The 26039-nt window shown below is 53.5% G+C and carries 22 protein-coding genes; 7 read left to right on the plus strand and 15 right to left on the minus strand.

Annotated features, from left to right (window positions below):
* Positions 1 to 58 precede the first annotated feature (58 nt).
* The 4 genes from BBD41_RS05325 to BBD41_RS05340 all read right to left on the minus strand — a co-directional run bounded on the left by BBD41_RS05325 (position 59) and on the right by BBD41_RS05340 (position 5523).
* Positions 59 to 1837 carry a helicase-associated domain-containing protein gene (locus tag BBD41_RS05325; RefSeq protein ID WP_237087015.1) on the minus strand — a complete coding sequence of 593 codons (1779 nt, stop codon included), beginning with the start codon at positions 1835 to 1837 and terminating at the stop codon, positions 59 to 61.
* Positions 1834 to 3654, minus strand: a complete 1821-nt coding sequence (locus BBD41_RS05330) for a DNA repair helicase XPB (protein ID WP_099476916.1) — start codon at positions 3652 to 3654, stop codon at positions 1834 to 1836. The genes BBD41_RS05325 and BBD41_RS05330 overlap by 4 nt, the downstream gene beginning before the upstream one ends.
* 162 nt (positions 3655 to 3816) lie before the next feature.
* On the minus strand, positions 3817 to 4986 hold the full coding sequence (locus BBD41_RS05335; protein ID WP_099476917.1) for a M20 family metallopeptidase: 1170 nt from the start codon (positions 4984 to 4986) through the stop codon (positions 3817 to 3819).
* A 33-nt stretch (positions 4987 to 5019) separates the two neighbouring features.
* The gene (locus tag BBD41_RS05340; protein ID WP_077568910.1) at positions 5020 to 5523 is read right to left on the minus strand and encodes an NUDIX domain-containing protein; all 504 of its coding nucleotides are present in this window, start codon (positions 5521 to 5523) and stop codon (positions 5020 to 5022) included.
* A 255-nt stretch (positions 5524 to 5778) separates the two neighbouring features.
* Here BBD41_RS05340 and BBD41_RS05345 point away from each other — a divergent pair, with 255 nt between their 5' ends.
* Positions 5779 to 6126, plus strand: a complete 348-nt coding sequence (locus BBD41_RS05345; RefSeq protein WP_077565181.1) for a YugN family protein — start codon at positions 5779 to 5781, stop codon at positions 6124 to 6126.
* Between the two features lie 10 nt (positions 6127 to 6136).
* Entirely contained in the window at positions 6137 to 7354 is a 1218-nt protein-coding gene (gene ftsW, locus BBD41_RS05350) for a putative lipid II flippase FtsW (protein WP_099476918.1), read from the plus strand.
* A 69-nt stretch (positions 7355 to 7423) separates the two neighbouring features.
* Here the strand turns inward: ftsW and BBD41_RS05355 are convergent, their stop codons facing one another.
* Positions 7424 to 7810 carry an Asp23/Gls24 family envelope stress response protein gene (locus BBD41_RS05355; protein ID WP_007129630.1) on the minus strand — a complete coding sequence of 129 codons (387 nt, stop codon included), beginning with the start codon at positions 7808 to 7810 and terminating at the stop codon, positions 7424 to 7426.
* A gap of 187 nt (positions 7811 to 7997) precedes the next feature.
* On the opposite strand from BBD41_RS05355, the gene cax reads away from it, so the two are divergent.
* Positions 7998 to 9077, plus strand: coding sequence for a calcium/proton exchanger (gene cax / locus BBD41_RS05360; protein ID WP_262984084.1), 1080 nt, complete (start codon positions 7998 to 8000; stop codon positions 9075 to 9077).
* A 131-nt stretch (positions 9078 to 9208) separates the two neighbouring features.
* On the opposite strand, the gene BBD41_RS05365 is transcribed toward cax, so the two are convergent.
* The 5 genes from BBD41_RS05365 to BBD41_RS05385 form a co-directional block, all read right to left on the minus strand.
* Positions 9209 to 9496, minus strand: coding sequence for an Fpa/YlaN family protein (locus BBD41_RS05365; protein ID WP_007129628.1), 288 nt, complete (start codon positions 9494 to 9496; stop codon positions 9209 to 9211).
* A gap of 148 nt (positions 9497 to 9644) precedes the next feature.
* Positions 9645 to 9890 (minus strand): HPr family phosphocarrier protein, encoded by a 246-nt coding sequence (locus BBD41_RS05370; protein WP_007129627.1) that lies wholly within the window; start codon positions 9888 to 9890, stop codon positions 9645 to 9647.
* Between the two features lie 98 nt (positions 9891 to 9988).
* The gene (locus tag BBD41_RS05375) at positions 9989 to 11104 is read right to left on the minus strand and encodes an aminopeptidase (protein WP_077565176.1); all 1116 of its coding nucleotides are present in this window, start codon (positions 11102 to 11104) and stop codon (positions 9989 to 9991) included.
* Positions 11105 to 11232: 128 nt separating this feature from the next.
* Entirely contained in the window at positions 11233 to 12111 is an 879-nt protein-coding gene (locus BBD41_RS05380; protein WP_237087016.1) for a hypothetical protein, read from the minus strand.
* A 197-nt stretch (positions 12112 to 12308) separates the two neighbouring features.
* Positions 12309 to 14285: a sensor domain-containing diguanylate cyclase gene (locus BBD41_RS05385; RefSeq protein WP_099476919.1), complete on the minus strand. Its 1977-nt coding sequence runs from the start codon at positions 14283 to 14285 to the stop codon at positions 12309 to 12311.
* A 478-nt stretch (positions 14286 to 14763) separates the two neighbouring features.
* On the opposite strand from BBD41_RS05385, the gene rpsD reads away from it, so the two are divergent.
* On the plus strand, positions 14764 to 15366 hold the full coding sequence (gene rpsD / locus BBD41_RS05390; protein WP_077565172.1) for a 30S ribosomal protein S4: 603 nt from the start codon (positions 14764 to 14766) through the stop codon (positions 15364 to 15366).
* Positions 15367 to 16133: 767 nt separating this feature from the next.
* Positions 16134 to 19220 (plus strand): penicillin-binding protein 1A, encoded by a 3087-nt coding sequence (locus tag BBD41_RS05395; RefSeq protein ID WP_099476920.1) that lies wholly within the window; start codon positions 16134 to 16136, stop codon positions 19218 to 19220.
* Between the two features lie 286 nt (positions 19221 to 19506).
* On the opposite strand, the gene acsA is transcribed toward BBD41_RS05395, so the two are convergent.
* Positions 19507 to 21231, minus strand: a complete 1725-nt coding sequence (acsA, locus tag BBD41_RS05400; protein WP_099476922.1) for an acetate--CoA ligase — start codon at positions 21229 to 21231, stop codon at positions 19507 to 19509.
* Between the two features lie 297 nt (positions 21232 to 21528).
* Between acsA and BBD41_RS05405 the strand changes: the two genes are divergently transcribed.
* Entirely contained in the window at positions 21529 to 22161 is a 633-nt protein-coding gene (locus tag BBD41_RS05405; RefSeq protein ID WP_099476924.1) for a GNAT family N-acetyltransferase, read from the plus strand.
* A 100-nt stretch (positions 22162 to 22261) separates the two neighbouring features.
* Here the strand turns inward: BBD41_RS05405 and BBD41_RS05410 are convergent, their stop codons facing one another.
* From BBD41_RS05410 to BBD41_RS05425, 4 genes are all read right to left on the minus strand, one after another.
* A complete protein-coding gene (locus tag BBD41_RS05410; RefSeq protein WP_099476926.1) occupies positions 22262 to 22963 on the minus strand; it encodes a 5'-methylthioadenosine/adenosylhomocysteine nucleosidase in 702 nt (233 codons plus the stop codon).
* A gap of 116 nt (positions 22964 to 23079) precedes the next feature.
* Positions 23080 to 24090 carry a catabolite control protein A gene (gene ccpA, locus BBD41_RS05415; RefSeq protein ID WP_007129617.1) on the minus strand — a complete coding sequence of 337 codons (1011 nt, stop codon included), beginning with the start codon at positions 24088 to 24090 and terminating at the stop codon, positions 23080 to 23082.
* Positions 24091 to 24361: 271 nt separating this feature from the next.
* A complete protein-coding gene (locus tag BBD41_RS30765; protein WP_157929274.1) occupies positions 24362 to 24559 on the minus strand; it encodes a monothiol bacilliredoxin BrxC family protein in 198 nt (65 codons plus the stop codon).
* A gap of 75 nt (positions 24560 to 24634) precedes the next feature.
* Complete coding sequence (locus BBD41_RS05425) at positions 24635 to 25072, minus strand: hypothetical protein (RefSeq protein ID WP_237087017.1); 438 nt, start codon at positions 25070 to 25072, stop codon at positions 24635 to 24637.
* A 299-nt stretch (positions 25073 to 25371) separates the two neighbouring features.
* Here BBD41_RS05425 and BBD41_RS05430 point away from each other — a divergent pair, with 299 nt between their 5' ends.
* A complete protein-coding gene (locus BBD41_RS05430) occupies positions 25372 to 25902 on the plus strand; it encodes a type 1 glutamine amidotransferase domain-containing protein (RefSeq protein ID WP_077565161.1) in 531 nt (176 codons plus the stop codon).
* The last annotated feature ends 137 nt before the right edge of the window (positions 25903 to 26039 follow it).

Below are 26039 nucleotides of genomic sequence, written 5' to 3' on the forward strand. Positions count from 1 at the left end.
GTGCATTCGTGGACTCTTCCATCATAGCATAACGCACGTCTCTTAAGAAGGGGGGAATTCATACGCTTCCAGGGAGAAGCAGGCGCATTTCTCTCCATTGTCCTTCGCCAAGCTGCACGACCGACTCCGGGCCGCCTGAGTCGGGTGGATACAGGGCGCCCGTCATTTTCCAGGGGTTTCGCCCAAGCTCGCGCGGAATAAATTCCATCCGCCTTCCATCGATCGAAATTTCCAGTTTTACGGATAAAGCGAGCGCCTGCTCCATCATTTGTTTGGCCGTTGAGCTGTGGTAAGCCCGCCATTCCTTCGTCCACATCGCAGGAATCCGCGTGAGATCCGGGAGCAGGGAGTCGATATCGGGCACCTGCTCCTCCATCCCATTCGGCTCGCTCCGGGCTTCGTCAAAGCCACCAACCCGCTCCTCGCTCCCAGCCGCTGCGGAATCCAGAGACCAGGGCAGCGAATAGCGGTTGATTCCGGCACCGGCTACATCGGCAAGGTCGGCAAGGTCGGCAAGGTCGGCAAGGTCAGCGTTGCCCTGCCGAAGCCGGTTGGCCGGCGGATGGGGGCGATTCCCTGAATCGTCCTCCATGCCCCACTGGACGATCGCTGTCCGGACGTGGTCAGGGAATCCGGCTGCCGACCCTTTCTCGAGCAGCTCGATGATCTGATCCGGATCAATGCCTGCCCTAACGGCATCCAAGACCGAGTCCCGGGTCAGCCGATAAACCGACATGACGTCATCCGATAACCGTTCCGTACACAGCGCAGCCTGAAATCTCAGCGTATACGGAACGTCGGGCGGGATCAGGATGTCGAAATCGGGCTGAATATACAGCCGGCCGCATTCTGCCTCGCTGCTTACGATATCCCCGGAAAAAGCCGGCGCCGGGGATGGCGTTATCCGCCACCGGAATACGATGCTCCCGTCGCCATCCGCTCCGAGGTCGATGTACCCGCAGCCGGCCAGCAAACGAAGCCATGGAAGGACATCCCCGGCGTTTAACCGGTTGCTGGTGCCGGAGTCCTCCCCCTTCTGACTGTCGTCATAGCTTTCCGCCAGGAGCAGAACCGGATCGATCCATCGGCCGGAAGGCAGCGACGGATCGCACAGGCGCCAGACGAAATGCTGGTAGGCCGGATTCTCCGGAATGCAGCGTTCCATGAGCATGAAGAGGAGCCTGTTGTCCATCGCTTCGCGCGAAAGCTTGAGCCATTCTCCGAGAGCCCGGCGGTTAATAATCAGCCCGTGGCGCTCGACGGCGGCAAGGCCGAGGGACTGAAGCAGGTCCAGAATAAGCGCTACTTGGGGCGGATACGCTTCATGCTGCGTGAATCGGAGCACCGCCGCATCCAGATCGGCAGGAGAAAGGGCGGCGATTTCCTCCAGCCGCCGGATATGCTTCTTGTGCAGTACGCCGCGGGATGTAACGGCTAAAGAGGTTTTCAGGGCGTAGACCAGCGTATTGAATACATCGAGCGATATGCCGGCACTCCCTTCCTGCAGCAGCCTGGAGGGCTCTGCGGCCTCCGGGACTGACTGCAAGCCGCAAAACGACGATTGAAGGGAACCGAGCTGATGAAACGGAATAAAGTACTCCCACTCGTTCCATCCTTTGCTTGCCGCCCTAATCCATCCCCGTCTTCGCAGGAGCTGCACCCCGAGCTGCACCTCCGCGCCGCTCAAACGCGGAATGATCAAAGTACGCAGATGGTCCTCATTAAAGGGCCGCCCGGCGAACCTGCGCCAAATCGAGCAAAGCACCGTACGCTCCAAGGGACGCAGCTGATCCAGGCTGGCCGTTCCTCCGCTTTCATGATTCCCCATCGCCGTCATGTGCTTGATGCCTCCCTTTTGCCCGCCGGCTTCCGCTCGTTGCGGCCCGAAGCCCGCTTCGCATCCGCAGGGGCGGGTGCCGCCTCCTCCATGACGGTCATCGCATGATACTCGTACCCCTGCTCAATCAAGAACATGCGGCGGCGCAGCGCAAATAATTCCTCGCGGCTGTCCTCGGTTACGAGCGTATAGAAATGCGCCTTGTTCTCACCTTGCTTGGGCCGCAGCAGCCTCCCCAAACGCTGGGCTTCTTCCTGACGCGAGCCGTAGCTGCCGGAAACCTCGATAGCGACCGACGCATCCGGCAGATCCACCGCAAAATTGGCAACCTTCGAGACGACCAGCAGCCGGGTCTCCCCGCTGCGAAAAGCGGCATACCATGCATGCCGTTCATTCTGCGCCATCCGCCCGGTAATGAGCGGGGCCTGCAGCCGATCGGCAATGGCCTTCAGCTGATCCAGGTACTGGCCGATAACGAGAATCTGTGCCCCCGGATGGCGCTCGATAAGCCGGATCAGCGTTGGCAGCTTGACCGGATTCTCGGCCGCGAGCCGATACTGCTCCCGCTTTCCGGCAGCCCGGTATTCGGCTCTCAGATGCGAAGGCATCGGAACCTTAACCTCCAGGCAGTCCACCTCGGCGATCCACCCCTGATCCTCGAGCTCCTTCCACGGCATCTCATACCGCTTCGGACCGATCAGTGAAAAAACGTCATGCTCCCGTCCATCCTCGCGGATCAGCGTGGCCGTCAGCCCCAGACGCCTCGTCGCCTGGATATCGGCGGTGGCGCGAAATACCGGGGCGGGCAGCAGATGAACCTCATCGTATATGATCAGCCCCCAGCGGCGTTCGTTGAACAGCTTCATATGAAGCTGCTCGTCTCCCTTGCCCCGCCGGTGCGTCAATATCTGATACGTAGCGACGGTGACCGGCCGGACTTCTTTGCGATGTCCGGAATATTCGCCGATGTCCTCCGGGGTCAGCGTCGTTTTCTTTAATAGCTCATCGACCCACTGTCTGACCGAGGTCGTATTGGAAGTAAGGATCAGCGTCTCGCACTGCAGCTCGCGCATTGCCGCCATGCCGATTACCGTCTTCCCCGCCCCGCACGGCAGCACGATCACGCCGCTGCCCCCTGCGCCTCCGGCATCCCGAATGGATGCGGCCGCCTCGCGCTGGTAATCGCGAAGCTGAAAGCCCTGCCCGTTCTCCTCCATGCGGGGATCAGAAGCTTCCGGAATACATGCGCTGCCTGGATTTACGGACACCTGAACGGTTTCTCCCCGCCACCGGATATCCAAATGCTGCCCGTCCTGGTATCCCGCATGGTCCAGTACCGGATAGCCCAGGCGCGTCAGCTCCTGCTTCAATAAGCCGCGCCGGTCCGCCGGGACCTCCGCTTCCCTGGATGAACGGAAGACGAGCCCGATGTCCGCCAGCGCGCGAAGTGGGCGCAGCTCGTTCAGCAGCGGCTCGCTGTCGCTGCGCAGAAGCAGATGCTGCTCCTTGCCCGGATGCGGGAGCAGAGACAGCTGCCCGTAACGGGTGACAAGCTGGCGGATTTCCGCCAGAACCTGCGACGGAACCTCCCATCTGGCCAGCCCTTGCAGGCTGGAGCAGATCGTTTCGGCGCTCATCCCGCTTGCGGCGGCATTCCAGAGCGATAACGGGGTGATGCGATATGTATGAAACGACGAAGGACTTTTGAGCAGATCGGCATACTGCGACAGCTGCCGGCGGGCCTGCTCGAATTCGGGGTGTGCGGTCTCAAGCAGAACGGTCCGATCCCTTTGGACGATGCATGGCTTCGGGGTCATCGTCGATTCCTCCTTTGGCATGAATTTTGCGAAAAATGGTCTCAGTTCCTAAAAAAAAGAAGTCCACATCCAAACAAGCATTGGATCTGAACTTCCCCTTATGATCTATAGGATTGCCAAAAATCGCCCGTTCATGCGCCTGCCTTAAAGACGGCAGGTTCTCTAGCCTTCCTCCCTGCAGCTTGACACCATCTCCACGAGCAGCTGAACGCCGTAGCGCATCGCCTCTTCATCGAAATCAAACATCGGATGGTGGTGCGGGTATACCGCATCTTTCTGCGGGTTCCCTGCGCCCACGAACATGAAGCAGCCCGGAAGCTTCTGCAGATAGTAAGCGAAATCCTCGGCCGGCATCAGCTTCGGCGACAGCTGTACCTGCCCTTCTCCGAACACCTTCGGCGCAATGCGGAAGAACCGGGCCGTCTCCTGCTCATCATTCACCAGGGCCGGATAGCCGATCAGATAACGGACCGACGATTCCGTGCCATAGGTTTCGGATACGGTGCGGGCCATCATTTCGATCCGCTCGCGGATCAGCGTCCGCGTAGCCTCGTCGAACGTGCGCACCGTTCCGGTAATCCGGCAGGACGATGCGATCACGTTCTGCGCCGTGCCTGCCTGCATCGTTCCGATCGTGACAACCGCAGGCTGCAGCGGATCGACCGTTCGGCTGACGATCGTCTGCAGCTGCATGACAAGCGCAGCCCCGGCTACAAGCGCATCCGCCGTCACATGCGGCATCCCGCCGTGACCGCCGCGTCCGGTAATATCGATGAAGAATTCATCCGCAGCGGCCATGAGCGGCCCCGGGGCGCTTGCTGCGGTGCCGACAGGGAGCGGCGTCCACAGATGAAGACCGTAGACCACGTCGGCGCCTTCGATGGCACCGTCCTTGATCATCTCGATCGCCCCGCCGGGGCATACCTCCTCGGCAGGCTGGAACATGAACCGGATTTCGCCCGGAAGCTCCTCCCGGTATGTGCTGTAGTAAGCGGCTGCTCCAAGCAGCATGGAGGTATGGCCGTCATGTCCGCAGGCATGCATCACTCCGGGAACGCTGGATTTGTATTCACAGCTCTTGCCGTCCTCGATCGGCAGCGCGTCCATGTCCGCTCGCAGGACGATTGTTTTTCCAGGCTTGTCGCCCCTTAAAATGCCAATGACGCCGTAACCGCCGACATCGGTCTTGACCTCGAGGCCGAGCTCCCGCAACCGGTCCGCAACAAATCTCGAGGTTTCCTTCTCATGATACGATACTTCCGGATTCATATGTAAATGACGTCGCCACTCTACCATTCGCGGAAACCACTGTTCCCAAAATGCTTCCTTCATCAAGCTTCATCATCCTCCCCGAACTATGAACGATCATTCGATCGAAATGTAACCGTTAAGGCTCCCCAGAAGCAGGCCGTGTCCGACCATAGCGTCTGCGCTGCCCTGCTGAACCTTTCGGAACACGTCCCGAAGCGGAACCCATACGGCAGCCACGTCGTCATCGTCCGGACGGCGGTCCAGAGCGCGGTCCGGCTTCACCGCATCCGTAAAAAAATAATGCACCTTCCGGTTCGCGAGCGAAGCCATCGGGTATGCACTGCCCATATAGCTCAAATCCTTGCACAGAATGCCCGCTTCCTCTTCCAGCTCGCGCCGGGCGGCTGCGGCTGCCTCTTCCCCGGGACGGACGGTCCCTCCGGGAAGCTCCCAAGTCATCTCGTCCACCGCTTCCCGATACTGGCGCACCAGCAGCAGGCACCCTTCATGAAGCGCGACCACCGAGGCTGATTCCGGCAGCTGGTCGAATACAACGATTTCGTGCTGATCGTTCTCCTCTACTGCATAATATTCCGTCCTGTACACGGTCCGGTTCATTTCGCTCCCCGCCTTTCGCTGAATGATAAACCATATGAATATATAACCGCGCGGATGGAAAGCGTACATTTCAAAACCGATCTGCTCCTCGTTTTATTCTAACAGAAAAGAGGAATGCCTGTCGTCACCAAAATATCTTCTGGATACATGGTCTCAAATTGAAGCCGGGCGGGCGCTACAGGCTTGCAGAAGTTCTTGAAACATACTATCATATTAAAGAACTTTGCTAGGAATATTAAGGGGGTTTATGACCACATGATTTTTGAAAATACAGGCTTAGACGGATTACACAGCGATTTGGCTTACCTCGACGAATGTGCGGAAAAGGTAGGATTCATTCGCTGGCAGTGGGAATACTACCGCGCTACATACGATTTGAAAATCGAAGATAAAAAGAACCAGGCAGAATACTTCCTGCGCATCAACACGCGCGCCGTGGAAGGCAGGCTGGAGAAGCCTGACACCATTCTTAAGATTGAAGCCGTCTATATGGGCAAGGCTACCTTCCCTCACGGTCTGGAGTATGAGAGCATGGCGCCTCAGCCGGTCATGAATGTGGCCACCAAGAAGATTCAGGAGCTGAAAGCTCTGCTGGAAGCGTAGTGGTTACGCCATGAATACGACCAAACCTCAGCCGAAGAGAGGCACACCTGATTTCCAGCTGCTCATCATGACTTTGCTGCTGGTGGGATTCGGACTGATTATGGTGTTCAGTTCCAGCTCCAGCTTGACCGTCTTCAATGAGAAATTCAACAACGATCCGCTTTACTTTACGAAGCGTCAGGCCGCCTTTGCCGTACTGGGTACCTTTGTCATGTTCGTGGCAATGAACATCAACTACAAGAAATACAAGAAGCTGTTCCTTCCTGTATTTTTTCTAACACTGATCCTGCTCATCTTGGTCGTGATGCTCGGCAAGACGACCAACGGCGCCGTCAGCTGGTTCCAGCTCGGGTCGCTGGGCATTCAGCCTACCGAGCTTGCCAAGATCGCTACGATCGTGTATCTGTCCGCCTTGATCACGAAGAAAGGGGAGCGCATCCGTCAATGGAAGGGCGGATTCTTCCCCGTCCTGATCATCGTGGGCATCGTCGCCGGGCTCATCATGCTGCAGCCGGATCTCGGCTCCTGCTTCATTCTGGTCGCGACCTGCGGGCTGCTCATCTATGCGGGCGGAGCGAACCTCAAGCATATTCTCGGCTGTATTTCGCTCGTCGCGCTCGGTTTGGTGCTTACGCTCGGCGTCGGCTCGCTGTTTAACTCAGACGATACTCCGGAGGAAGCCTCCAAGAACTATAAGATCGGACGGATCGAGGCTTTTCTGGATCCCTTCAAGGATGAATCGAGTACGGGCTACAACCTGGTCCAATCCCTGATTGCCATCGGTCAAGGCGGGGTCACCGGGGCAGGCTTCGGCGAGAGCGTGCAGAAGCTGCATTATTTGCCAAACCCCTACAACGACTTTATTTTCTCCGTCATCGGCGAGGAATTCGGCTTTATCGGCACGGCCTTATTTTTACTGTTCTACTTGTATTTCATTATCCGGGGCATCATCGTCTCGCTCCGATGCTCCGATCCTTTCGGGACGCTGACGGGCGTGGGCATCATGGGCCTCATCGCCATTCAGGCCTTCATTAATATCGGCGGCGTGACCAACACGATTCCGATTACCGGCGTTACCCTTCCGTTTATCAGCTACGGCGGCTCATCCCTGCTCGTCATGATGCTCAGTATGGGGATTGTTCTCAGCATATCCAGGGACAGCAACCGCCCGGCGAAGCAGGAACAGGTCAAATCCGTCATTAAAAAAGACTACCGGACAGCCCGGTAGTCTTTTTTATGTACAAGCCATCTTGTTCATGGCTGCAGGGAGGGACATTATCCCTCCCTTGGTATCGACTTATTTCGCGCGCTGCGGAAGATCGTCGATTTCGTCATCCTTGAACGCCACGCCTTCGACCTTGACGTTAACCTCGACGACACGAAGCCCTGTCATGCTCTCGACCGCTTCGCGGACGTTCTGCTGAAGCATGCGGCACACTTCATGTATAGGTGTCTCATAGAGCACGATGATGCGCAAATCGATTGCGGCCTCAAGCTGCCCTACCTCTACCGTAACACCCTTCTGCACATTTTTACCGCTCAGCCGCTTGGCCCAGCCCTCCGACAATCCGCCGGACATCGCTGCAATTCCTGGTGTCTCCAAGGCTGCCAGTCCGGCAATTTTCGATACGACATCATCCGATATCCGAATCAAACCGTTATCCAGTTGAAGTTGTTCCGTCATGCCAAATCCTCCTTCACCTCATTATCCGTTATTGTAAATCCTAACAGGCCCAAAAAGCAAATGCCCGCGTCACAAACGCCGGATAATTTTTCAAACAAAATGGGTATATTGTAAAAAGAACCCCGAGAATCGTCGTTTCGGCTCGTACGATCGCTTCTTCGAACGACAATACAAAAGGCAGGTGTACATTATGAAAAAATGGTTGAGCCCGGCGCTTCTCATCGTGACCTTCCTGCTCAGCGCAATCGGTCATTATGCAGGGTGGAACTTTACCCTCCAGTTCATCCTTTCTTCCATTTCGGTCATCTTTGTCGCCGGTTTTCTGGGCAAAGCGACCGAAAGCGTCGCCCATTATGCAGGCCAGCGCCTTGGCGGCTTTCTGAACGCCACCTTCGGCAATGCCGCCGAGCTGATCATCGCTATCTTGCTGATTCGTGAAGGCCTGTACGATATGGTCAAGGCGAGCATCACCGGTTCGATCATCGGCAATTTGCTGCTCGTCCTCGGCCTGAGCCTGTTTGCGGGGGGACTCAAGTTTAAAATCCAGAAATTCAACATGACGCTGGCAGGGCTGAACGGCTCTCTTATGACGCTGGCCATCATCGCACTATTCGTTCCCGCTGTCTTCCTGAATACCCACTCGATTACGGAAGACGAAACGAAGCTGCTCAGCCTGATCGTCGCAGGAATTCTGATCGTCTCCTACATAGCATGGCTCGGCTTCTCCATGATCACGCATAAGGAGTATCTGGCTGATGTCAGCGAAGATAAGAGCGACCAGGATGCGCTACCGCATGAGCAAGAAGCGACCTGGTCGAAGGGACGCTCCGTTCTGTACCTCGTCATTGCAACGGTTATGGTCGCCTTCGTCAGTGAATGGCTTGTCGGCGTGCTGGAGCCGATCAGCCACGAATACGGCCTCAGCGAGCTGTTTATCGGTGCATTTCTAGTCGCCATCATCGGTAACGCGGCCGAGCACAGCGCAGCGATCATGCTGGCTCTGAAAAACAAGATCAGCGCAGCCGTCGAAATTGCGGTCGGCAGCAGCCTGCAGATCGCCCTGTTCGTGGCCCCCGTCCTTGTGTTCGTCAGCTTCTTTATGGGCGACACGATGGATCTCGTATTCACGACGCTCGAGCTTGTGGCGATCGGGGTTGCCGTATTCATTGCCAGATCCATCACCCAGGACGGCGCCTCCAACTGGTACGAGGGCTTGCTGCTGTTGGCTGTGTATATCATCCTTGGCGTGTCCTTCTTCCTCGTCTAGCCTGTGACACGCTTCATTGGATTGGCGCAGGGGGTTACCTCGGTTAACGTCCCATAACATACCAAGAGGCTGTCCAGGTCTACAGACCATTCGGACAGCCTCTTCTATGTATGCGCCTGTACAAGTACAGGCTATTCGGATTGATTCATGGCTTCGTACAGGAGAGCCAGATTGCGTTCAAGCTTGCTGATCAGCTGCTTTCCCGTACTTTCCGGAAGAAGTCCGGCCCGTACCGCAAAATCGACCTCTTTCGAAAAACCGTACATTTGGGTATCCAGCACTTCCTCATAGAGAGGGCAATAACGGGTCGCCAGATTCTCCATCTGTACTTCAATAAGCTTTAGGATTTTATCTGCATCTTCATGTAGAAGACTGATCGCTTTAAGATTCAGCTGTTCCTGTAGATCAGATGAAGTCATGATCTTCCCCCCTATGTCCAAAATCACAGCACAGTTACTATCTTTAATATTAGTCGAAATCGCGGAGCAATACAAGGACCTGAAAAAAATAGACTCTATGCTAACGAAAAAACACCCTTCCATTCGGTGGAAGGGCGTTCTTCAGCTGTTATTCAGCCACGACGGAGACATTCAAGCCATGCTTGTTAAATACGTCGATCATTGCTTGCTTAGCTTCGTCAGCATCAGGTCCGTGTACATGCAGCTCGTAGCTTTGGTTGCTCACCAGCGTGGTGAACAGGCCCAAAATACTCTTCACGTCGATGTACTTGTTCTCCGCCTGCAAGACGATGGAGGATGAGAACTTACTGGCCGTTTGCGAAATTTCTACGATCGCTGTGTTGTTATTGGACATACGAATCCCTCCGTAACTTTTAGGATGTGAAAAAAATATCTCACATTGCACCTTCATGATACATTGAATCCGTTTTCTTATGCAACCTATTTTCCAATCTATTTAAGATTTTCCGGGTTGAGCGCCTCCAGCTCCGGAATGACGAACAATCCGTCCTTGCGGATCAGCCGGTCGTCGAAATAGATTTCACCGCCGCCGTACTCCGGACGCTGAATCAGCACGAGATCCCAGTGAATGGAGGAACGGTTGCCGTTGTCTGTTACATCATATGCCTGCCCCGGTGTAAAATGCAGGCTGCCGGCGATTTTCTCGTCGAACAAAATATCCTTCATCGGCGTTAAGATGTACGGATTGAAGCCGATGGCGAATTCTCCGATGTATCTCGCCCCTTCGTCCGAATCCAAAATCTCGTTCAGACGCTTCGTGTCGCTTCCGGTCGCCTCTACAATTTTCCCGTTTTCGAAACGGAATTTGATGTTTTCAAAGGTGACGCCGTTATACAGCGTCGGAGTATTGTAAGCAATCGTCCCGTTGACGGAATCCCGTACAGGAGCGGTATAAACTTCGCCGTCCGGAATGTTTTTCTGGCCGGAGCACTTTTCGGCACCGATGTTTTTGATGGAGAAGGTAAGATCCGTGCCCGGACCGACGATGCGGACCTTATCGGTCTTTCTCATCAGCTCTGCAAGCGGGTCCTGGGCGCGGTCCATTTTGGAATAATCCAGGTTGCAAACGTCGAAATAGAAGTCCTCGAACGCCTCGGTGCTGGTGTTGGCCAGCTGCGCCATGCTGGCGTTCGGATAGCGGAGCACCACCCACTTCGTGTGCTTGACCCGCTCTTCGCTATGTACCGGATGGGAATACAGTGCGTTGTACAGCTTCATATTTTCTTCGGGCACATCGGCCAAGTCGTTCACGTTCTCGCCTGCCCGGATCCCGATGTAGCAGTCCATCTTCTTCATGCGGGCGACATCGAACTCCGCCCACAGCTCAAGCTGCTCCTTGGTTGCATGTTTCAGCATGGCGCGCTGGACGGTACGGTCGGTCAATTGCACGAACGGACGTCCGCCATGCTTGGACACTTCTTCGATGATCGCATTCAGCAGGTCCCGCTCCGAGCCAATCATTTCGATCAGCACATTTTCGCCCGGCTGCATATCGACCGAGTAGGTCACGAGATTATGAGCCAGCTTCTGAATTCTGGGGTCACGCATATGTCTAGTCCTCCTTATGTTGAGACCGCTGCCAAAAATTGAACAGCGGTAAATTTATACCTCATTGTAGCACGCACCTTTGCCTTCCGTCAGCTACATGATGCAGAAATTCTGCATTCGCGGTTCAATCAATATCCAGTAAATGTAACATCGGACAAGAGCGACTCGGTTCTGGCCATGCCGGACCGGTCCACATAGGACACCGACCTCTCCATGGTCATGCGGATCGGCAGCTGTGACCGCTTATCGATCGTCAGATGACAGACGGAGGCGGCGTCCGCTTGATCAAGCATTCGGATCAGCTCCTCATTGTCCCGCTCCCATACGGCCTTCAGCCGGGCCCGGACTTTGGGGTCTTCACTGTACAACGGGTCACCCTTCCGCTGCATCCGCTCAAGCAGCAGCTTCATCTGTTCTTGAAGCGAACGCTTTGTCATATGGGCCGCTGCCTCCGGCGACAGCTCGATCCGGAGCACCTTCGTCCCCCTGGCGGCGCCAAGCTCGGCGGATATTTTCTTATCCGCTTCACCAATATATTCAAGCTGCTCCAGCGGATTGAGCCGGGTCATCCACAGCTCCTCGGCCTGCCCGGAGGTAAGCGCGCTCCATTTGCCCTCTTTGCGCTTCAGCGAGACGGTAAGTCCATCCGCCGTATAGCCCGAGCCGGCTGCCGGCTGCTCAAGATTTGCTTTCGAGATCGTGTCCTGTATGGTACGCTCCGGTGTTCTCGAGGACAAAGTTAAGCTCGTATGGTTCTGCAGCTTGCCTTCGAAAGCAAGCGTCTCCTGGAACAAGCCATTCTCCTCCGTCCGGATCGCAGCCTCCCCTTTAAATGCGAAATTATCCACCCCCGATAATCCTGCCAACGCCCGTTTAAAAGAGTCCTCCGGACTTAGCCTATCCTGCCATGCGCAGGCGGGCAAACTTAACAGCAACAGGGCGGCACAGAGCATGCCCCGCACAACCCGCAGTTTTTTCAGCATCATCATCAGCCTTTCATTTGTCATGCTCTTAGGCTATCTTGCAGGACGCGACATTATACAATCGCATATAAAAGCGCAGCCTTACAGCGGTATATGGATGACCGTATCCCTATCTAGCGGCCATGTTTTCACGCACGAAGGACTGCTAGGTCTGCCCAGCTTCCTGAACGCTCTGGGGATAATATAAAACGAGGCTATCCCCTCTTGCGGGACAGCCTCGTTCATACCGATTCGGCATTCTCGACGACAATGCGATTCCGGCCGTTCTTCTTGGCTTCATACAAAGCCATATCTGCTCTATAAAACAATGATTCCACACTGATCTTGTTATTCGTCCAGTTCCATTCCGAAATTCCGCAGGATACCGTTACTCTCGGATCCGTCTCCTCGGCAACTCTGGTGCGTATACGCTCCGCCACCTGTACGGCTTGTTGTATTTCGATGCCCGGCAGATAAACCGCCAGCTCCTCTCCGCCCCAACGGGCCGGGATGTCGCTGTGGCGGATCGTGCTCTTGACGATGTTGCTGACCTGCTTCAGTATTTTGTCGCCCCGCTGATGGCCGAATGTATCATTCACCTGTTTGAACTGGTCGATATCAATAACGATGAGGGCCCCGCAGAAATCACGGTTCTGGCATTCGTAGATCACTTCATCAAGATAATGCCTTGCATACAGCTCCGTGAGCATGTCCCGGTTCGCCATTCTGCGGACCTCCGCGTGCAGGAAGGCGTTCCCGATCGCCAGGCCGATGTGGCTGGTCAGCGCCTGCAGCAGGCGGTAGCTGTCATAGGAAAAATAATGCCGCTTGGCATGGGTCAGCAGCACGACGCCCCGGACCTCGCCGTTCACCGTTAGCGGGGTTGCAATCAACGAGCTCGAATTCGTCGTCTCCATCAGCTTCGATTCGGCGGGCCGCTCTTCGTTGTAATCGGACAGAATCAGCGGCTCCTTCGAATGATATACGAGACCGCCGATGCCATAGTCCTTCTCGAACACTTCCTTCGCCAGCCATTCCGCATTGCAGGATGCCACTTCTAGGCCGCCGAGCTCCGCGTTGTAGATTAGAATGCAGCAATAGTCCGCTCCCAGGATCTTAAGCAGCTCATGATTCGCGAACTGGAAGATTTCCGCCAAATGCAGGCTCTTGTTCAGCCTCTGTGTCAGCTCGTTAATCATCCGCAGCTCATGAATCATCAGGTTGGACTGCTCATACAGCTTGGCATTCTCGAAAGCGGTGCCCGCAGCGTCGGACATCATGCCGAGCAGCTCAAGGTCCATATCCGGCAGCATCGGCTTGTCCACCTCGATGTGCAGAACACCGTAAACCCCTTGCTTGCCTCCCATCGGCAATCCGATCTCGACGGTGTTCCACGGCTCGGGATGCTCGCGGATCGTTAGGACGCCCTCCATAAAGGTTCGGACGTATACATCCTCTTGCCAATGATGAAGAAGCAGAGGACGGACGAGAGGATGGCTGCTTTCATGGTCCTGGGACATGAACAGCTCCACTTTCGCTTCCGGATACAGCGCAAGCACGCTGTCGATCGCCTCGCTTAACACACTGTGCACATCGATCTGAACATGCATGCGCTTCACGTACTGAAACAGCACCGATCGGCGGTAAGCCTCAAGCTTGGCATGGTCGTGAACCCGGACAAGATCATTCACGAACATGGCTTCAAATTTGCGGTAAAAGCATGTCCGAAACAATAGCGCCTGGGACTCCGTCACCATGAGCGCCATCTCTTCCCCCGCAAGGTCTTGCGACACGCTGACCATCACGGTGAACAGGTCGCCTTCGCTTCGCGTAAACAGCGGCGCCGAGCATACGACACTGCCTTCGTGCAGGCCGGGACTTATACCGGATGCCGGAATTTTGCCGCTCAATGAGCGGTGCACGATTCCGTCATCCCCGGCAGCAAAATATTCCCTGAGCTCAGCATCCCCTGCAAGCCACGCCCCTTGATGAGACAGAACGGCCCATCTGAACTTCTTTAATGCTTCCGCGCTTGCGTTCTCCTTCTGCCACTCCGCATAACTCTTTTCGATTAGAGTCCGAAGGTAGGGATAGTCATAAGGGGTTATATCCAATCCCTGGAGGGATAGCGACTTGTTTCCAGTATTAGGCCCGGCATCATTGAACATGTCCGCATAACCGGGTGGTCTTTCGTACACTTTCGGTTGTTCCTCTGACATATTGGGCGCTCCTTTGCACCATTATAAAGGCCTATCTAAGATATTGGCGTCCATAAATTGTATTTAATATATGTAAGGATTCCATTCTTGCTGAAAGACAACTAGATACAAACGACTACATAATCCAATCTTATATTACTCTTTTCTACCCATTTTAGCATTAACTTTTCTGCATTCGCCACAATATTTTTAGGTCCATGGTCCTATCGACAAAATTAGACAAAGTTCAATCAACCTTTTCAATAGGTTTAGCTTGACTTTAAGTCATTACTTCATATAATATTTATTGTTGAGTAAGAATGCAATGCATTCGATGAATTTGGGCGGAAACGTTGTGTCACCCTCACGTTATTTGTTACTGTCGGGACAGCGGCTGAACTTTCCTGGCAGATCTTCCGGGCTTATCTGGTAAGAGCAAACAAATACGGCGCAAATAGAGCCCTGATGAAATTTATTTAAAAAAGGAGTCTATATAACAATGGCACGTTACACCGGTCCTAAATTTAAATTGAGCCGCCGTCTGGGAATCTCCCTGAGCGGTACAGGTAAAGAATTAGCAAAACGCCCTTTCCCTCCTGGACAACATGGTCCTAACCAACGGAGAAAAGTCAGCAACTACGGCATGCAGCTTCAAGAAAAGCAAAAGCTGCGCCACATGTACGGCTTGGGCGAGAAGCAATTCCGCACCCTGTTTGATAAAGCTACCAGCATGAAAGGGATCGCGGGTGAGAACTTCATGTTCCTGCTTGAGAGCCGTCTGGACAACCTCGTGTATCGTCTTGGCTTCAGCAATTCCCGTGCAGGTGCTCGTCAGCTCGTTGCTCACGGTCACGTCACTGTAAACGGCAAGAAAGTTGATATCGCCTCTTACTCCGTAAGTGTTGGCGATGTAATCGGTCTTCGCGAAAGAAGCCGCAACCTGACTTCCGTTAAAGAAGCACTGGCTAACCGCGTTCATTTGCCTGCTTACCTTGAGTTCGACGAAACTGCATTGGAAGGGAAATATATCCGTCTTCCAGAGCGTTCCGAGCTCTCCCAAGATATCGACGAGAAGCAAATCGTCGAATTCTACAACCGCTAAGATTAAAGCGGAGCCCAAGAAACCTGAAAGCCCTCGCGGCCTTCAGGTTTCTTTTTTTGTTGCCTGTTTCCCCAAAATGCTCCTAGTGCGCTTAATGCTCATAGTGCTCTTAATCCTCTTAATGCTCTTATTGCTCTTAATGCTTCTAGAGCTTCTATTGCTTCTAATGCATCTAGTCCCCTAATGCCCGTCTCGAAGCTGCCATGCCTCCTATCCCTCGAGCTTCTTGCCGCTTCCTGTCCATGCTGTTCCCCTATCCCCTGCCCGTCCTTATTATTCTAATCCGGTGCTTTAAAGGATGCGACCGTTTTCCCTGGCGCATGGCTTGTCGTCCGAGCGTTGGCGCTGATCATCGTGCAGCAATCATCATTTCACCACGCCCTTGGAAAAACAGAGGAAAATGCACGACACGGCCGCTTTAAAGTTACCATCTCCTCGTCTCTCCCGTTAGATCCGTTTACTCCATCTGCTCCGCCTGCTTATCTCTCCGCCTCTACTGTCCGGTCCATCTCCTCGTCTCTCCCGTCAGATCCGTCTACTCCATCTGCCCTGTCTGCTCATCTCCTCCGCCTCTTCCGTCTCCTCGGTTTACTCCGTGGGTCAGCCGCTAGAAGCGCCTTCTTGGCATGGTAATAAATTCATCATGCATTTACGTGTCCCAAAATAAATCATTCTTCATTAAAAAAGGACATTCTATAAAGGGACAAATGATTCAAACCCTTCGATTTATGCTATAATAGGTGCGTTAAAAAGGAGGAGTATCATTCATGGTTGAGGAGAAAAAACAGGGTTCCGGAAAACAGAAAAAACCGCGAAAACGTTCCTTTCTGCGGGTTTTCGGATCTGTCATCGGATGGCTTTTTATTATAGGCCTGACAGGTGTATTGTTCGCCGGAGGAGCCGTTGCGGGCTATGTCACCTCGATCGTTAAGGATGAGCCTGTAAGGTCGCGGGCACTCATCGAGAAGACGATGAACGATAATGCCATCACCGGGTTTGCCTACTTCCGTGACGGCTCGCCGATCGGCCAGCTCAGGACGGAAGAAGACAGACGACCTGTCGAATTTGAAGAAATTCCCCAAATCGTTAAAGATGCCGTCATATCCATAGAAGACAACCGTTTTTATACACATAAGGGTGTTGACATAAAAGGCACTGCGCGCGCAGTTAAAGAACGTTTGCTGAACGAGCCGGTCCAGACCGGGGGAAGCACACTGACCCAGCAGCTGGCGAGACTGACCTTTCTCAGCCGTGATCGCACGGACAACCGGAAGGTGAAGGAAATGCTGCTGGCGATGCGTATGGAGCGGTTTCTAAGCAAGGACCAGATTTTGACCGCCTATTTGAACAAGGTTCCTTACGGCAACGGTTCAAGCGGTTACCAGGTGTTTGGCATCAAGGCTGCCGCCAAAGGGATATTCAACATCAACAAGCTGGAGGACCTGAATATCGCCCAGGCTGCTTATCTTGCAGGCCTGCCGCAGCTGCCATCCTCCTACTCTGCTTTTAACGGCAAGGGAGAGTTTGATGAAAAGTCCTTCAACCGGGCGGTAGACCGCCAGCACCGGGTCCTGGACAGCATGCTCAAGGAAGGCAAGATTACGCCGGCGGAATATCGGGAAGCGCTGGACTTCGATATTAAAGCATCGCTGGCTCCGCGGACTCAGAAGGCTTATGTGACTTATCCGTATCTCATGATGGAAGTGGAACGCCAGGCAGCTGATATTCTAGCTCAGCTGGAGCTCGAGGATTCTGCCGTTGACAAGAAAGAGAAAAAAGATGAAGAAACATCGGATTTGCTGACCGGCGGGTATCGTGTATATACCACGATAGACCGTACTGTATACCGCACGATGCGGGCCATCGCGGAAGATGACAGCAACTTCTTCCCGGACAGCGAGAAAGGCGTGGAGCAGACCGGCGCGATGATGATCGACAACAAAACCGGAGCTATCCTCGGCATGATTGAAGGGCGCGATTTCAACATCGAGCAGATGAACCACGCTACTCAGATGAAACGTCAGCCGGGGTCGGCCATGAAGCCGATCGCCGCCTACTTGCCGGCGCTTGAATCGGGAGCGATTCAGCCGGCCAGCGTCGTGGATGACTCCCCCATCATCTTAAGAGATTATTCGAAGGTGTACCATATTCCGAAGAACGCATACACCGGCTACAGAGGCCTGATGACGGCGCGGCAAGCGCTGAACGATTCCACCAACACGGTCGCGTTGAAACTGTTCAACAACACCGTCGGTATCGACAATGCCTGGGCATTCTCCAAAAAGCTCGGCATCACCACGCTGGAGGAGAAGGATTATTCCGCGGCTACAGGAGTTCTAGGGGGCCTTAGTCGGGGCGTAACCGTCGAAGAGCTGACGAATGCGTACAGCTCGATCGGCAATAAAGGAAAATTCAACGATGCCTTTATGATCGAGAAGATCGTCGATTCCAAAGGAAATATCGTTTATAAGCACGAAGTGAAGCCGGAACAAGTGTTCTCCGAGCAAACGGCCTATCTCATGACCGACATGATGCGTACCGTCATTACGAACGGTACCGGAAGCAAGGTCCGGGATACTTACAAGAAATTCAATGAAATCCCGATTGTCGGCAAGACCGGCTCCACGCAGAACTACGGAGATGTTTGGTTCATGGGCTATTCCCCTGACATCACATTGGGCGTCTGGGTCGGTTACAAGGAGCAGAAGCATGTGCTCGTCGGGGATCAGCGGAAGCATGCGCAGAGCATCTGGGCGAAAATTATGAATGAAGTCACCGACGTCAAGCCTGAGCTCTTCCCAACCAAGAGCTTTGAGAAGCCGGAGGGCATTATTTCCAAGACTGTATCGGCGTACAGCGGGAAGCTCCCAACGGCGCTGACCGACCGATTCGTTACGGATATTTTCAATGCTAAGTATGTACCGACCGAGCCGGACGACGGCATTGCCAAGGCTAAATACATTACCTACCGGGGCGTGAATTACATTCCTCACGAATCAACGCCGCTCGATATGCTTAAAGAGCAAATCGTCGTTAAACGGGAGAAGCCGCTCGATGAGCTGATCAAAGAGCTCGAGAATGCGCTGAAGGTGATGAAGGGAGAACGCATGCCGCTGGAATACTATCTTCCGCAGGACGCCAAGAAAGGCATGCCGACCAAGCTCGATCCGAGAAGGGATGACGGCAGAGCGCCTACGCCGCCGAAGAATGTCCATTATAATATCGGAAGCGGATCAATCAGCTTCAGTGGAAGCGGATCCCCTGACGTTGTGGGTTATCGCCTCTATAAATCGGTCAATGGCAGCCCGTTCACCCATCAGGGGCAGGTGGTCCTTGCCGATGGCAACTACGTCTTCTCCGGCCTGGGCTCCGACGGCCTGTTTGCCTCGTATTACGTAGTGGCGGTGGATGTGGCCGGCAACGCTTCCGAGCCTAGCACGATCGTAGGCACCGGCGCCCCGGGCTTTACCACCCCGGATGAGACGGAGACGGAGCCGGAGGAAGACCTCGGCACGGACGGAGAGGTCATCGAGGACGTTCCGGAGGATGACCTAGACCTGGGCTCCGAGGGCATTACCGCCCCTCCTGCTGCTCCCGGGCAGCCAACGATCACCGCTACGCCGGATGGCTTCACGGTCAAGTGGAGCGGCAACGCGCCGGAGGAAGAGGTCATCGCTTATAACATTTACTACAGTCCGAACAGTGACGGGAACTACCAAGTTCTCGGCACAAGCAAAAGCACCGACTATTATTACGTAGGCGGGCCGATGAGCGGTACGTTTAGAGTGACTGCCGTGAATTCGGCCGGGGAATCGCCTCCTTCGCCAACCGTCTTTTTCGAGAAAACCGAATAAAGATATCAACAAAACCGCTTCTTTTGAAAGAGTTGCACCCATCCGGGTGCGCTTTCGTTCGAAGCGGTTTTTGATGTGCAAGGTGGAAGAACGGGCTGCGGATCATCACATTATCACGTTCATTTCATTTACCACGGGGCTCCCCACGATTCAATCCGACCTGCACTTTCAGAATTCGATGATTTGCTTCCATCTGCCGATTCACGGAGCTCTCATCCACAAAAAAACTGACCCGCCACTGATGGTTCAGCGGCAAGTCAGCCTGTTTGTGCATTATGATATGATATTAATCCTCGATGGTGGACAAATCCCCGGTCGGCAGATCCAGCTCCCAGGCCTTCAATACCCGGCGCATGATTTTGCCTGACCGTGTCTTCGGCAGCTTATCCTTGAACTCAATCTCGCGCGGAGCAGCATGCGCGGACAGCCCCTCTTTTACAAAACGGTAGATTTCATCCTTAAGCTCCTGGGAAGGCGTGTATCCTTCGCGCAGGGAGATAAACGCTTTAATGATTTCTCCGCGGGTTACGTCCGGCTTCCCGATGACGCCCGCCTCCGCTACAGCCGGATGCTCAACCAGCTTGCTCTCGACCTCGAACGGCCCGATGCGCTCGCCGGAAGAATTGATGACATCATCGATTCGGCCTTGGAACCAGAAGTAGCCCTCTTCGTCCATATACGCCGTATCGCCGGAAATATACCAGCCCGGAATCCGGAAGTATTCTTCATACTTGGCCGGGTTGTTCCAGACCTGTCGCATCATGGACGGCCACGGTGTCTTGATGGCCAGATTGCCCATCGTATATGGAGCAACCTCGTTCCCCTGATCATCCAGAATCGCGGCTGTAATGCCTGGAAGCGGACGCCCCATGGATCCCGGCTTGATCGCCATACTCGGATAGTTGCAGATCAGCTGTCCGCCGGTCTCCGTCATCCACCATGTATCGTGTATCCGCTGCTTGTAAGCTTTATAACCCCAACGCACCACCTCTGGGTTCAGCGGCTCTCCTACGGACAGGACGTGGCGCAGATGGCTCAAGTCGAATTGGTCGATCAAATCCGAGCCCGCTCCCATGAGCATCCGGAAGGCGGTCGGGGCGCTGTACCACACCGTCACCTTGTTCTTCTCCAACGTGCCGTACCAGTCCTGCGGACTGAATCGGCCGCCGCGGATCACATTCGTTACGCCGTGCAGCCATGGTGCAAAAATACCGTACGAGGTGCCTGTTACCCAGCCCGGGTCAGCCGTACACCAGTATATATCGTCTTCTCTCAGATCCAGCACGACCTTGCCGGTATAATAATGCTGGATCATGGCATTCTGCACATGATAGACGCCCTTCGGTTTCCCCGTTGAGCCCGAAGTGTAATGCATGATCAATCCGTCTTCCCGCTCCAGCCATTCCAGCTCCAGCTCGCTGGACGCGGATTCCATCTCCCGGAAGTAAGAGATCAACTGCGGATCCTCATCCTCCAGATCCCCAACCACGAAGATGTGCTTCAGCTCAGGCAGCTCGTCACGCTTGACGCGCGGCAGAAGCGCAGGCGTTGTGACCAAGGCCACGGCACCGCTGTCTTCCAGCCGGTCCTTCACCGCCGTCTCCATGAACGCTTCGAACAGCGGTCCCACGACGGCACCCACCTTCAGAATCCCCAGCAGACTCGCATAGAGCTCCGGGCTGCGCGGCATGAATATAAAAACTCTGTCGCCTTTACCGATCCCATACTTGCGCAGCACATTGCCAAATTTGTCGGACTGCTCTTTCATCTCGGAATAGGTAATCGCTTCGTCTCTTGCTGCATCGCTGTACAAGAGCGCGATTTTATCCCCTTTACCTTCCGCTACATGACGGTCGATGGCTTCATAAGCCATGTTGACTTTCCCCGTCTCATACCATGTAAAATGTCTCTCGATCGTATCCCATGAAAACTCGGAACGTGCTTCCTCGTAGCTCTTCATATTGGAATGCGAGACTTCACTTGGTAAAATTTCGCTATGCGTCTGATTCATCATAACATCCTCCTCATTCTCAAATCAGTCTCGTCCTTGTGGACAGCGCTTTCAAATTTAATTGAATGAAACATTTTGGAAGTTGCATATTGCGCTTGCGGCGGGTCGTCACGTTGCCTCCGATCATCGAGCAATTAACCCTAGGGATTCGTTAAGCCAACTCCTGTTGTCAATGTGATAAATGTGAAGGTTTTATGTCGAAGTGATTATATCATATGTTATGTTTTCCTGTCATTGCTTTTCATTTTTTTATTTTTTTGCTATAAGTAGGGTATGGAAATGAAAGGAGCGTAACGGATGGAACACTGCAAGCTTTACCAGTCTCATGTTTTGTTTCCTGAAGACCGCCGCCTGATCATCGAAGGACCTGTACCTCCCGAGCAGTTATCCAAGCTTACGATGCACCCTGATCTCAAGGCGTTTCGCCGTCCTGCGGAGCAGCATGAGGCATTGGTGGAAATTGCAGGCCTCCCCGAGGGCAGAATTATTATCACGCGGGACCGCGATACGATTGTAGGATATGTAACCTTCCATTACCCGGATGAGCAAGAACGGTGGTCTGAAGGGAATATGAAAGATTTAATTGAGCTGGGGGCAATCGAAGTTGCCGGCGAGTATCGCTCGATGGGCCTCGGCCAACAGATGATCAAAACCGCATTCGAGGAAGACCAAATGGAGCGGTATATCGTTTTTACGACCGAATACTACTGGCATTGGGATCTTAAGGGGAGCGGCTTGAACGTATGGGATTACCGCAAAATGATGGAACGGCTGATGAAGGTCGTGGATATGGAATGGTACGCGACTGACGATCCGGAAATATGCTCCCATCCCGCCAACTGTCTTATGGTCCGAATCGGCCGGCAAGTGCCGCTGTCATCGCAGGAGCAGTTCGACCGCATTCGTTTCAGACAGCGCTTTATGTACTAAGAAACCAATATATCCCCGGGGACTTAACCTCGGGGATATTTGATTCTATGAGCAGCTCCGCGCGTCCATCGTATTCCAGGGTCTAGAGGATACAGGCTTCTTATAGTCTCGACAGCATATGGTTTACGATTTCGTGAGAGCGCTTGGAAGCCTTCACCGTAAATTCCGGGAAATTGACATGGGCCGAGCCGTCCGCTTTGTCCGACATCGATCGAATGACAACGTACGGCACCGCATTCATGTGGCACACTTGCGCCACGGCTGCGCCTTCCATCTCCGCACAAGCCCCGTTCAGCTCGCTGTACAGCATTTGCACCGTATCCCGGCTTGCGATAAACTGGTCGCCCGACAGGACTTTGCCGACGATATAATGCCCGTCCGCCAGCTCCTTGCACGCTTCCTCGGCAATCGTTATCAGCCCTTGATCCGCCGGGAAATCGGACACCTCCTGGTAAGGGATGACGCCTTTCGCAAAACCAAGCGGCGTCACATCCATATCATGCTGCATGCACGAGGACGAAATGACGATATCGCCTATGTTAAGCTCCGGGTGGAGGGCACCGGCAACCCCGGTAAACACAATCTTCGACACGCCAAAGGCATCGATCAAGATTTGGGTTGTAACCGCTGCGTTCACCTTGCCGACGCCGCTCTTGCATACGACCACCTGCTTGCCGTGAATGGTGCCGGCGGCATAGGTAACGCCTGCTTTCACCGTTGTATCCTTATTGTCCAGCTGCTGCAGCAGCAATTCGATTTCTTCGTCCATGGCCCCGATCAGACCGATTACCTGTGTTGTCATTCCTGTACCCCTCCACAATGATATTCACAAATGCTTTCAGCAGAAAAAAGCCCCTTGAATCCAGGAGCTTTTTTTCAAATTAATGGATGCTTTGATTCGATCATCCATTCTCAAGCCTACTCGTTTACATGGCTTACCGATAGACGCAAAATCGTCTCGTGCGGCAAAATAACACGTGGATTCTCCACATTTTCCTTTTTCATCAGTTTGGTCAGCAGCCGCATCGCCACCGCACCAAGGTCATACATCGGCTGCGCCACGGTTGTCAGCTGAGGACGAACCATGGAGGCCATACGGATATTGTCCACGCTGATGATCGAGAAATCATCCGGAACCTTGTAGCCTTCATCCTGGATGCTGTGGATGGCACCGATCGCCATCTCATCCGTAGCCGCAAAAATAGCCGTCGGCTTCTTCTTCAGACCGAGGAAATATTTCATCGCTTCAACGCCGGATTCATAGCGATAGTTGCCGATACGGACCAGATCCTCTTGATATTCGATACCGGCAGCTTCCAGCGCCTTCTTATATCCCTGGAAACGGGCATAACCGTTCGCGGGATCCTGAAGGGTGCCGCTGATCATGGCGATCTCACGATGTCCATGGCGGATCAAGGTGTTCACCGCATCAAATGCAGCCTGCTCATGGTCGATATCTACCGATGGATAGGAGCCCTTCTCATCGCTGGTCGCACACAGGACGATCGGAACAGCGGAGGTCTGGAACGCCTGGATATGCTCGTCCGTTACGGTTCCGCCCATAAAGAGGAGCCCGTCCACCTGCTTCTCGAGCAGGGTGTTGATGACGCGGATCTCCTTCTCCTTCCGCTTATCGGCATTACACAAGATAATATTATAGTGGTACATATTCGCAATATCCTCGATACCGCGGGCAATTTCCGCAAAGATCGAGTTCGAAATATCAGGGATCACAACGCCTACGGTTGTCGTCTTCTTGCTCGCCAGGCCTCTGGCTACCGCATTCGGACGATATCCCAAACGTTCAATCGCTTCGTATACTTTCTTCCGGGTCTGAGGCTTTACGTTCGGGTTATTGTTAACAACCCGGGATACCGTCGCCATGGAAACGCCTGCTTCGCGCGCAACATCGTAAATGGTTACCGTCAAATTCCTTCTCTCCATTGCCAATAGATTTTCATTCGTTCAATACCAATTGAATTTATGATACGACAAATTACTGCTTCATGCAATGACACGGCATTTCCTGCCGTTTCAATCGGGTGCTCAGCGCTTCAGTCGTAATATGGGAATGGATGTATGCCAGACTGGCGCTCCTTCTGCACAAGTATAACTTGAACTTGAGGCGATTCATGTCGGATGCCAAGATCCTCTGCTGCCTGGTACGATACCGTACGGATCGCGGGTGGCCTCGGTCAAATCATAGCCATGCTGCCCGCCGGGACGCTAAAGAAAGACTGCTTTCCGCTTCCCGTAGATTCACGCACACAATTGGGCATCCGGTACTATGCTTGAACAATAGCAAGGGTCTTCTATCCGTAGAATCAAGCGCGGCGCGTAATTGTTTAATAGTAGTCATTTTCGACAACGACGCCGTAGGATATACATTCCCTATCATTGTATTGAAGTTCCTACCCTCTATCCTAACAAAAAGTGCGTGAAAAATCCAACAACCACGAAAATTTTCTGAAAATTATCTGGCGAAATAGCCTGAATTTTCAGGAATCAGCGTTTTCAAGGCGCTAAGCTGCTCCAAACGTCCCTCAATTTGTTTCATCCATTCCTCATCCCTTATGCTTTGCGCATAGCTAAACAGGTCCAGCAGCATATTGATCCTTCCGTCAAAAGCCTCCCTGCAGCGTGCTTGCAGCGCTTGCCCCTCTTCATCTGCCGTTGATTCATCCACGTATGTACGGAACACCTCCCGCAGAACGTAAGCCGCTTCATTAACGTCCGCGAATGAAACCTTTAGTCTCTCGGTGCCATGGCCAAGCGATGCAATATATCGAAGCAGATGCGGTTTAATCAGTGGTAGCAGCTCATACTTCTTGCAGGCCTGACAGGAGTATACTGGTACATGGCGTATCCGGATCCTTTTGTCATGAATCAGCTTGCGCAGTTCCAATCTCATGGAATGTCCGCAGTTACAGGTTTTGAACAAATTGCCCACCCCAAATCTAACAACTTAATCTTTTTTGCAAACTCTATTGTCACAAATCTGTCACCTAAATTAGTTCTATTCGACTATCATACCAGAGATTCCTTCAAAAATGTGATAATGCTTTATTTACCAAATCTGTATCGTATTCCTTGATCGATGTGCAGACCTGGCGGGTTCTATGAAACCTCATTCGATCTTTGTTACAATGAAGAAGAGATCGCAGCCGGTGCTAATGTCTAAATGGGCACACGGGAAAGGAGCTTATAACGATGACAAGACTATCAGGCAAAAAAGTCATTGCGCTTGTGGATGAAGAATTCGAGGATCTGGAGTTATGGTACCCGGTATACCGGGTTCGTGAGGAAGGGGCCGAGGTTCATCTTGCCGGTGCCGAAAAAGGAAAAACGTATACCGGCAAATACGGCGTGCCTGCCACAGCCGAATACAGCTTCGACGAGCTGGACAGCAGCGATTACGACGGCATTCTCGTACCTGGCGGATGGGCGCCGGACAAGCTGCGCCGTTATGGCAAAGTGCTGCAGCTGGTTAAGGAGATGCATGAAGCCAAGAAACCGATCGGCCAGATTTGCCATGCGGGCTGGGTCCTTATCTCGGCCAAAATATTGAACGGCGTCACCGTCACCTCCACGCCGGGGATCCGGGATGATATGGAGAATGCCGGCGCGATCTGGAAGGATGAAGCGGTCGTGACTGACGGCCACATCATATCCGCCCGCCGCCCGCCGGATTTGCCGCCTTACGGCAAGGCGTTCTGCGACGCGCTCGCCGAACGCGGGTAAGCTGCCATCCCTAAATGAAAAGCCGCCCGTTTCGAATGCGATTCCTTTTGAAAATCGCATGAAACAGGCGGCTTTTGGTTTATATAGCACCATATGCTCTTTTTGATCGGATATCAGCTAATTTCTAAATTCGCTTT

The sequence above is a fragment of the Paenibacillus ihbetae genome (assembly GCF_002741055.1).
Lineage (GTDB): Bacteria > Bacillota > Bacilli > Paenibacillales > Paenibacillaceae > Paenibacillus_AQ > Paenibacillus_AQ ihbetae.

Coding starts and splice junctions, on each gene's coding strand:
- acsA (WP_099476922.1), bottom strand. CDS start 21,231: ATGAATCAGACGCATAGCGAAATTTTACCAAGTGAAGTCTCGCATTCC.
- BBD41_RS05395 (WP_099476920.1), top strand. CDS start 16,134: ATGGTTGAGGAGAAAAAACAGGGTTCCGGAAAACAGAAAAAACCGCGA.
- BBD41_RS05375 (WP_077565176.1), bottom strand. CDS start 11,104: ATGCGTGACCCCAGAATTCAGAAGCTGGCTCATAATCTCGTGACCTAC.
- BBD41_RS05370 (WP_007129627.1), bottom strand. CDS start 9,890: ATGTCCAATAACAACACAGCGATCGTAGAAATTTCGCAAACGGCCAGT.
- BBD41_RS05410 (WP_099476926.1), bottom strand. CDS start 22,963: ATGACAACACAGGTAATCGGTCTGATCGGGGCCATGGACGAAGAAATC.
- BBD41_RS05405 (WP_099476924.1), top strand. CDS start 21,529: ATGGAACACTGCAAGCTTTACCAGTCTCATGTTTTGTTTCCTGAAGAC.
- rpsD (WP_077565172.1), top strand. CDS start 14,764: ATGGCACGTTACACCGGTCCTAAATTTAAATTGAGCCGCCGTCTGGGA.
- BBD41_RS05425 (WP_237087017.1), bottom strand. CDS start 25,072: ATGAGATTGGAACTGCGCAAGCTGATTCATGACAAAAGGATCCGGATA.
- BBD41_RS05365 (WP_007129628.1), bottom strand. CDS start 9,496: ATGACTTCATCTGATCTACAGGAACAGCTGAATCTTAAAGCGATCAGT.
- BBD41_RS05345 (WP_077565181.1), top strand. CDS start 5,779: ATGATTTTTGAAAATACAGGCTTAGACGGATTACACAGCGATTTGGCT.
- BBD41_RS05340 (WP_077568910.1), bottom strand. CDS start 5,523: ATGAACCGGACCGTGTACAGGACGGAATATTATGCAGTAGAGGAGAAC.
- BBD41_RS05330 (WP_099476916.1), bottom strand. CDS start 3,654: ATGACCCCGAAGCCATGCATCGTCCAAAGGGATCGGACCGTTCTGCTT.
- ftsW (WP_099476918.1), top strand. CDS start 6,137: ATGAATACGACCAAACCTCAGCCGAAGAGAGGCACACCTGATTTCCAG.
- BBD41_RS05335 (WP_099476917.1), bottom strand. CDS start 4,986: ATGAAGGAAGCATTTTGGGAACAGTGGTTTCCGCGAATGGTAGAGTGG.
- BBD41_RS30765 (WP_157929274.1), bottom strand. CDS start 24,559: ATGATAGGGAATGTATATCCTACGGCGTCGTTGTCGAAAATGACTACT.
- BBD41_RS05325 (WP_237087015.1), bottom strand. CDS start 1,837: ATGACGGCGATGGGGAATCATGAAAGCGGAGGAACGGCCAGCCTGGAT.
- BBD41_RS05380 (WP_237087016.1), bottom strand. CDS start 12,111: ATGACAAATGAAAGGCTGATGATGATGCTGAAAAAACTGCGGGTTGTG.
- BBD41_RS05430 (WP_077565161.1), top strand. CDS start 25,372: ATGACAAGACTATCAGGCAAAAAAGTCATTGCGCTTGTGGATGAAGAA.
- BBD41_RS05355 (WP_007129630.1), bottom strand. CDS start 7,810: ATGACGGAACAACTTCAACTGGATAACGGTTTGATTCGGATATCGGAT.
- BBD41_RS05385 (WP_099476919.1), bottom strand. CDS start 14,285: ATGTCAGAGGAACAACCGAAAGTGTACGAAAGACCACCCGGTTATGCG.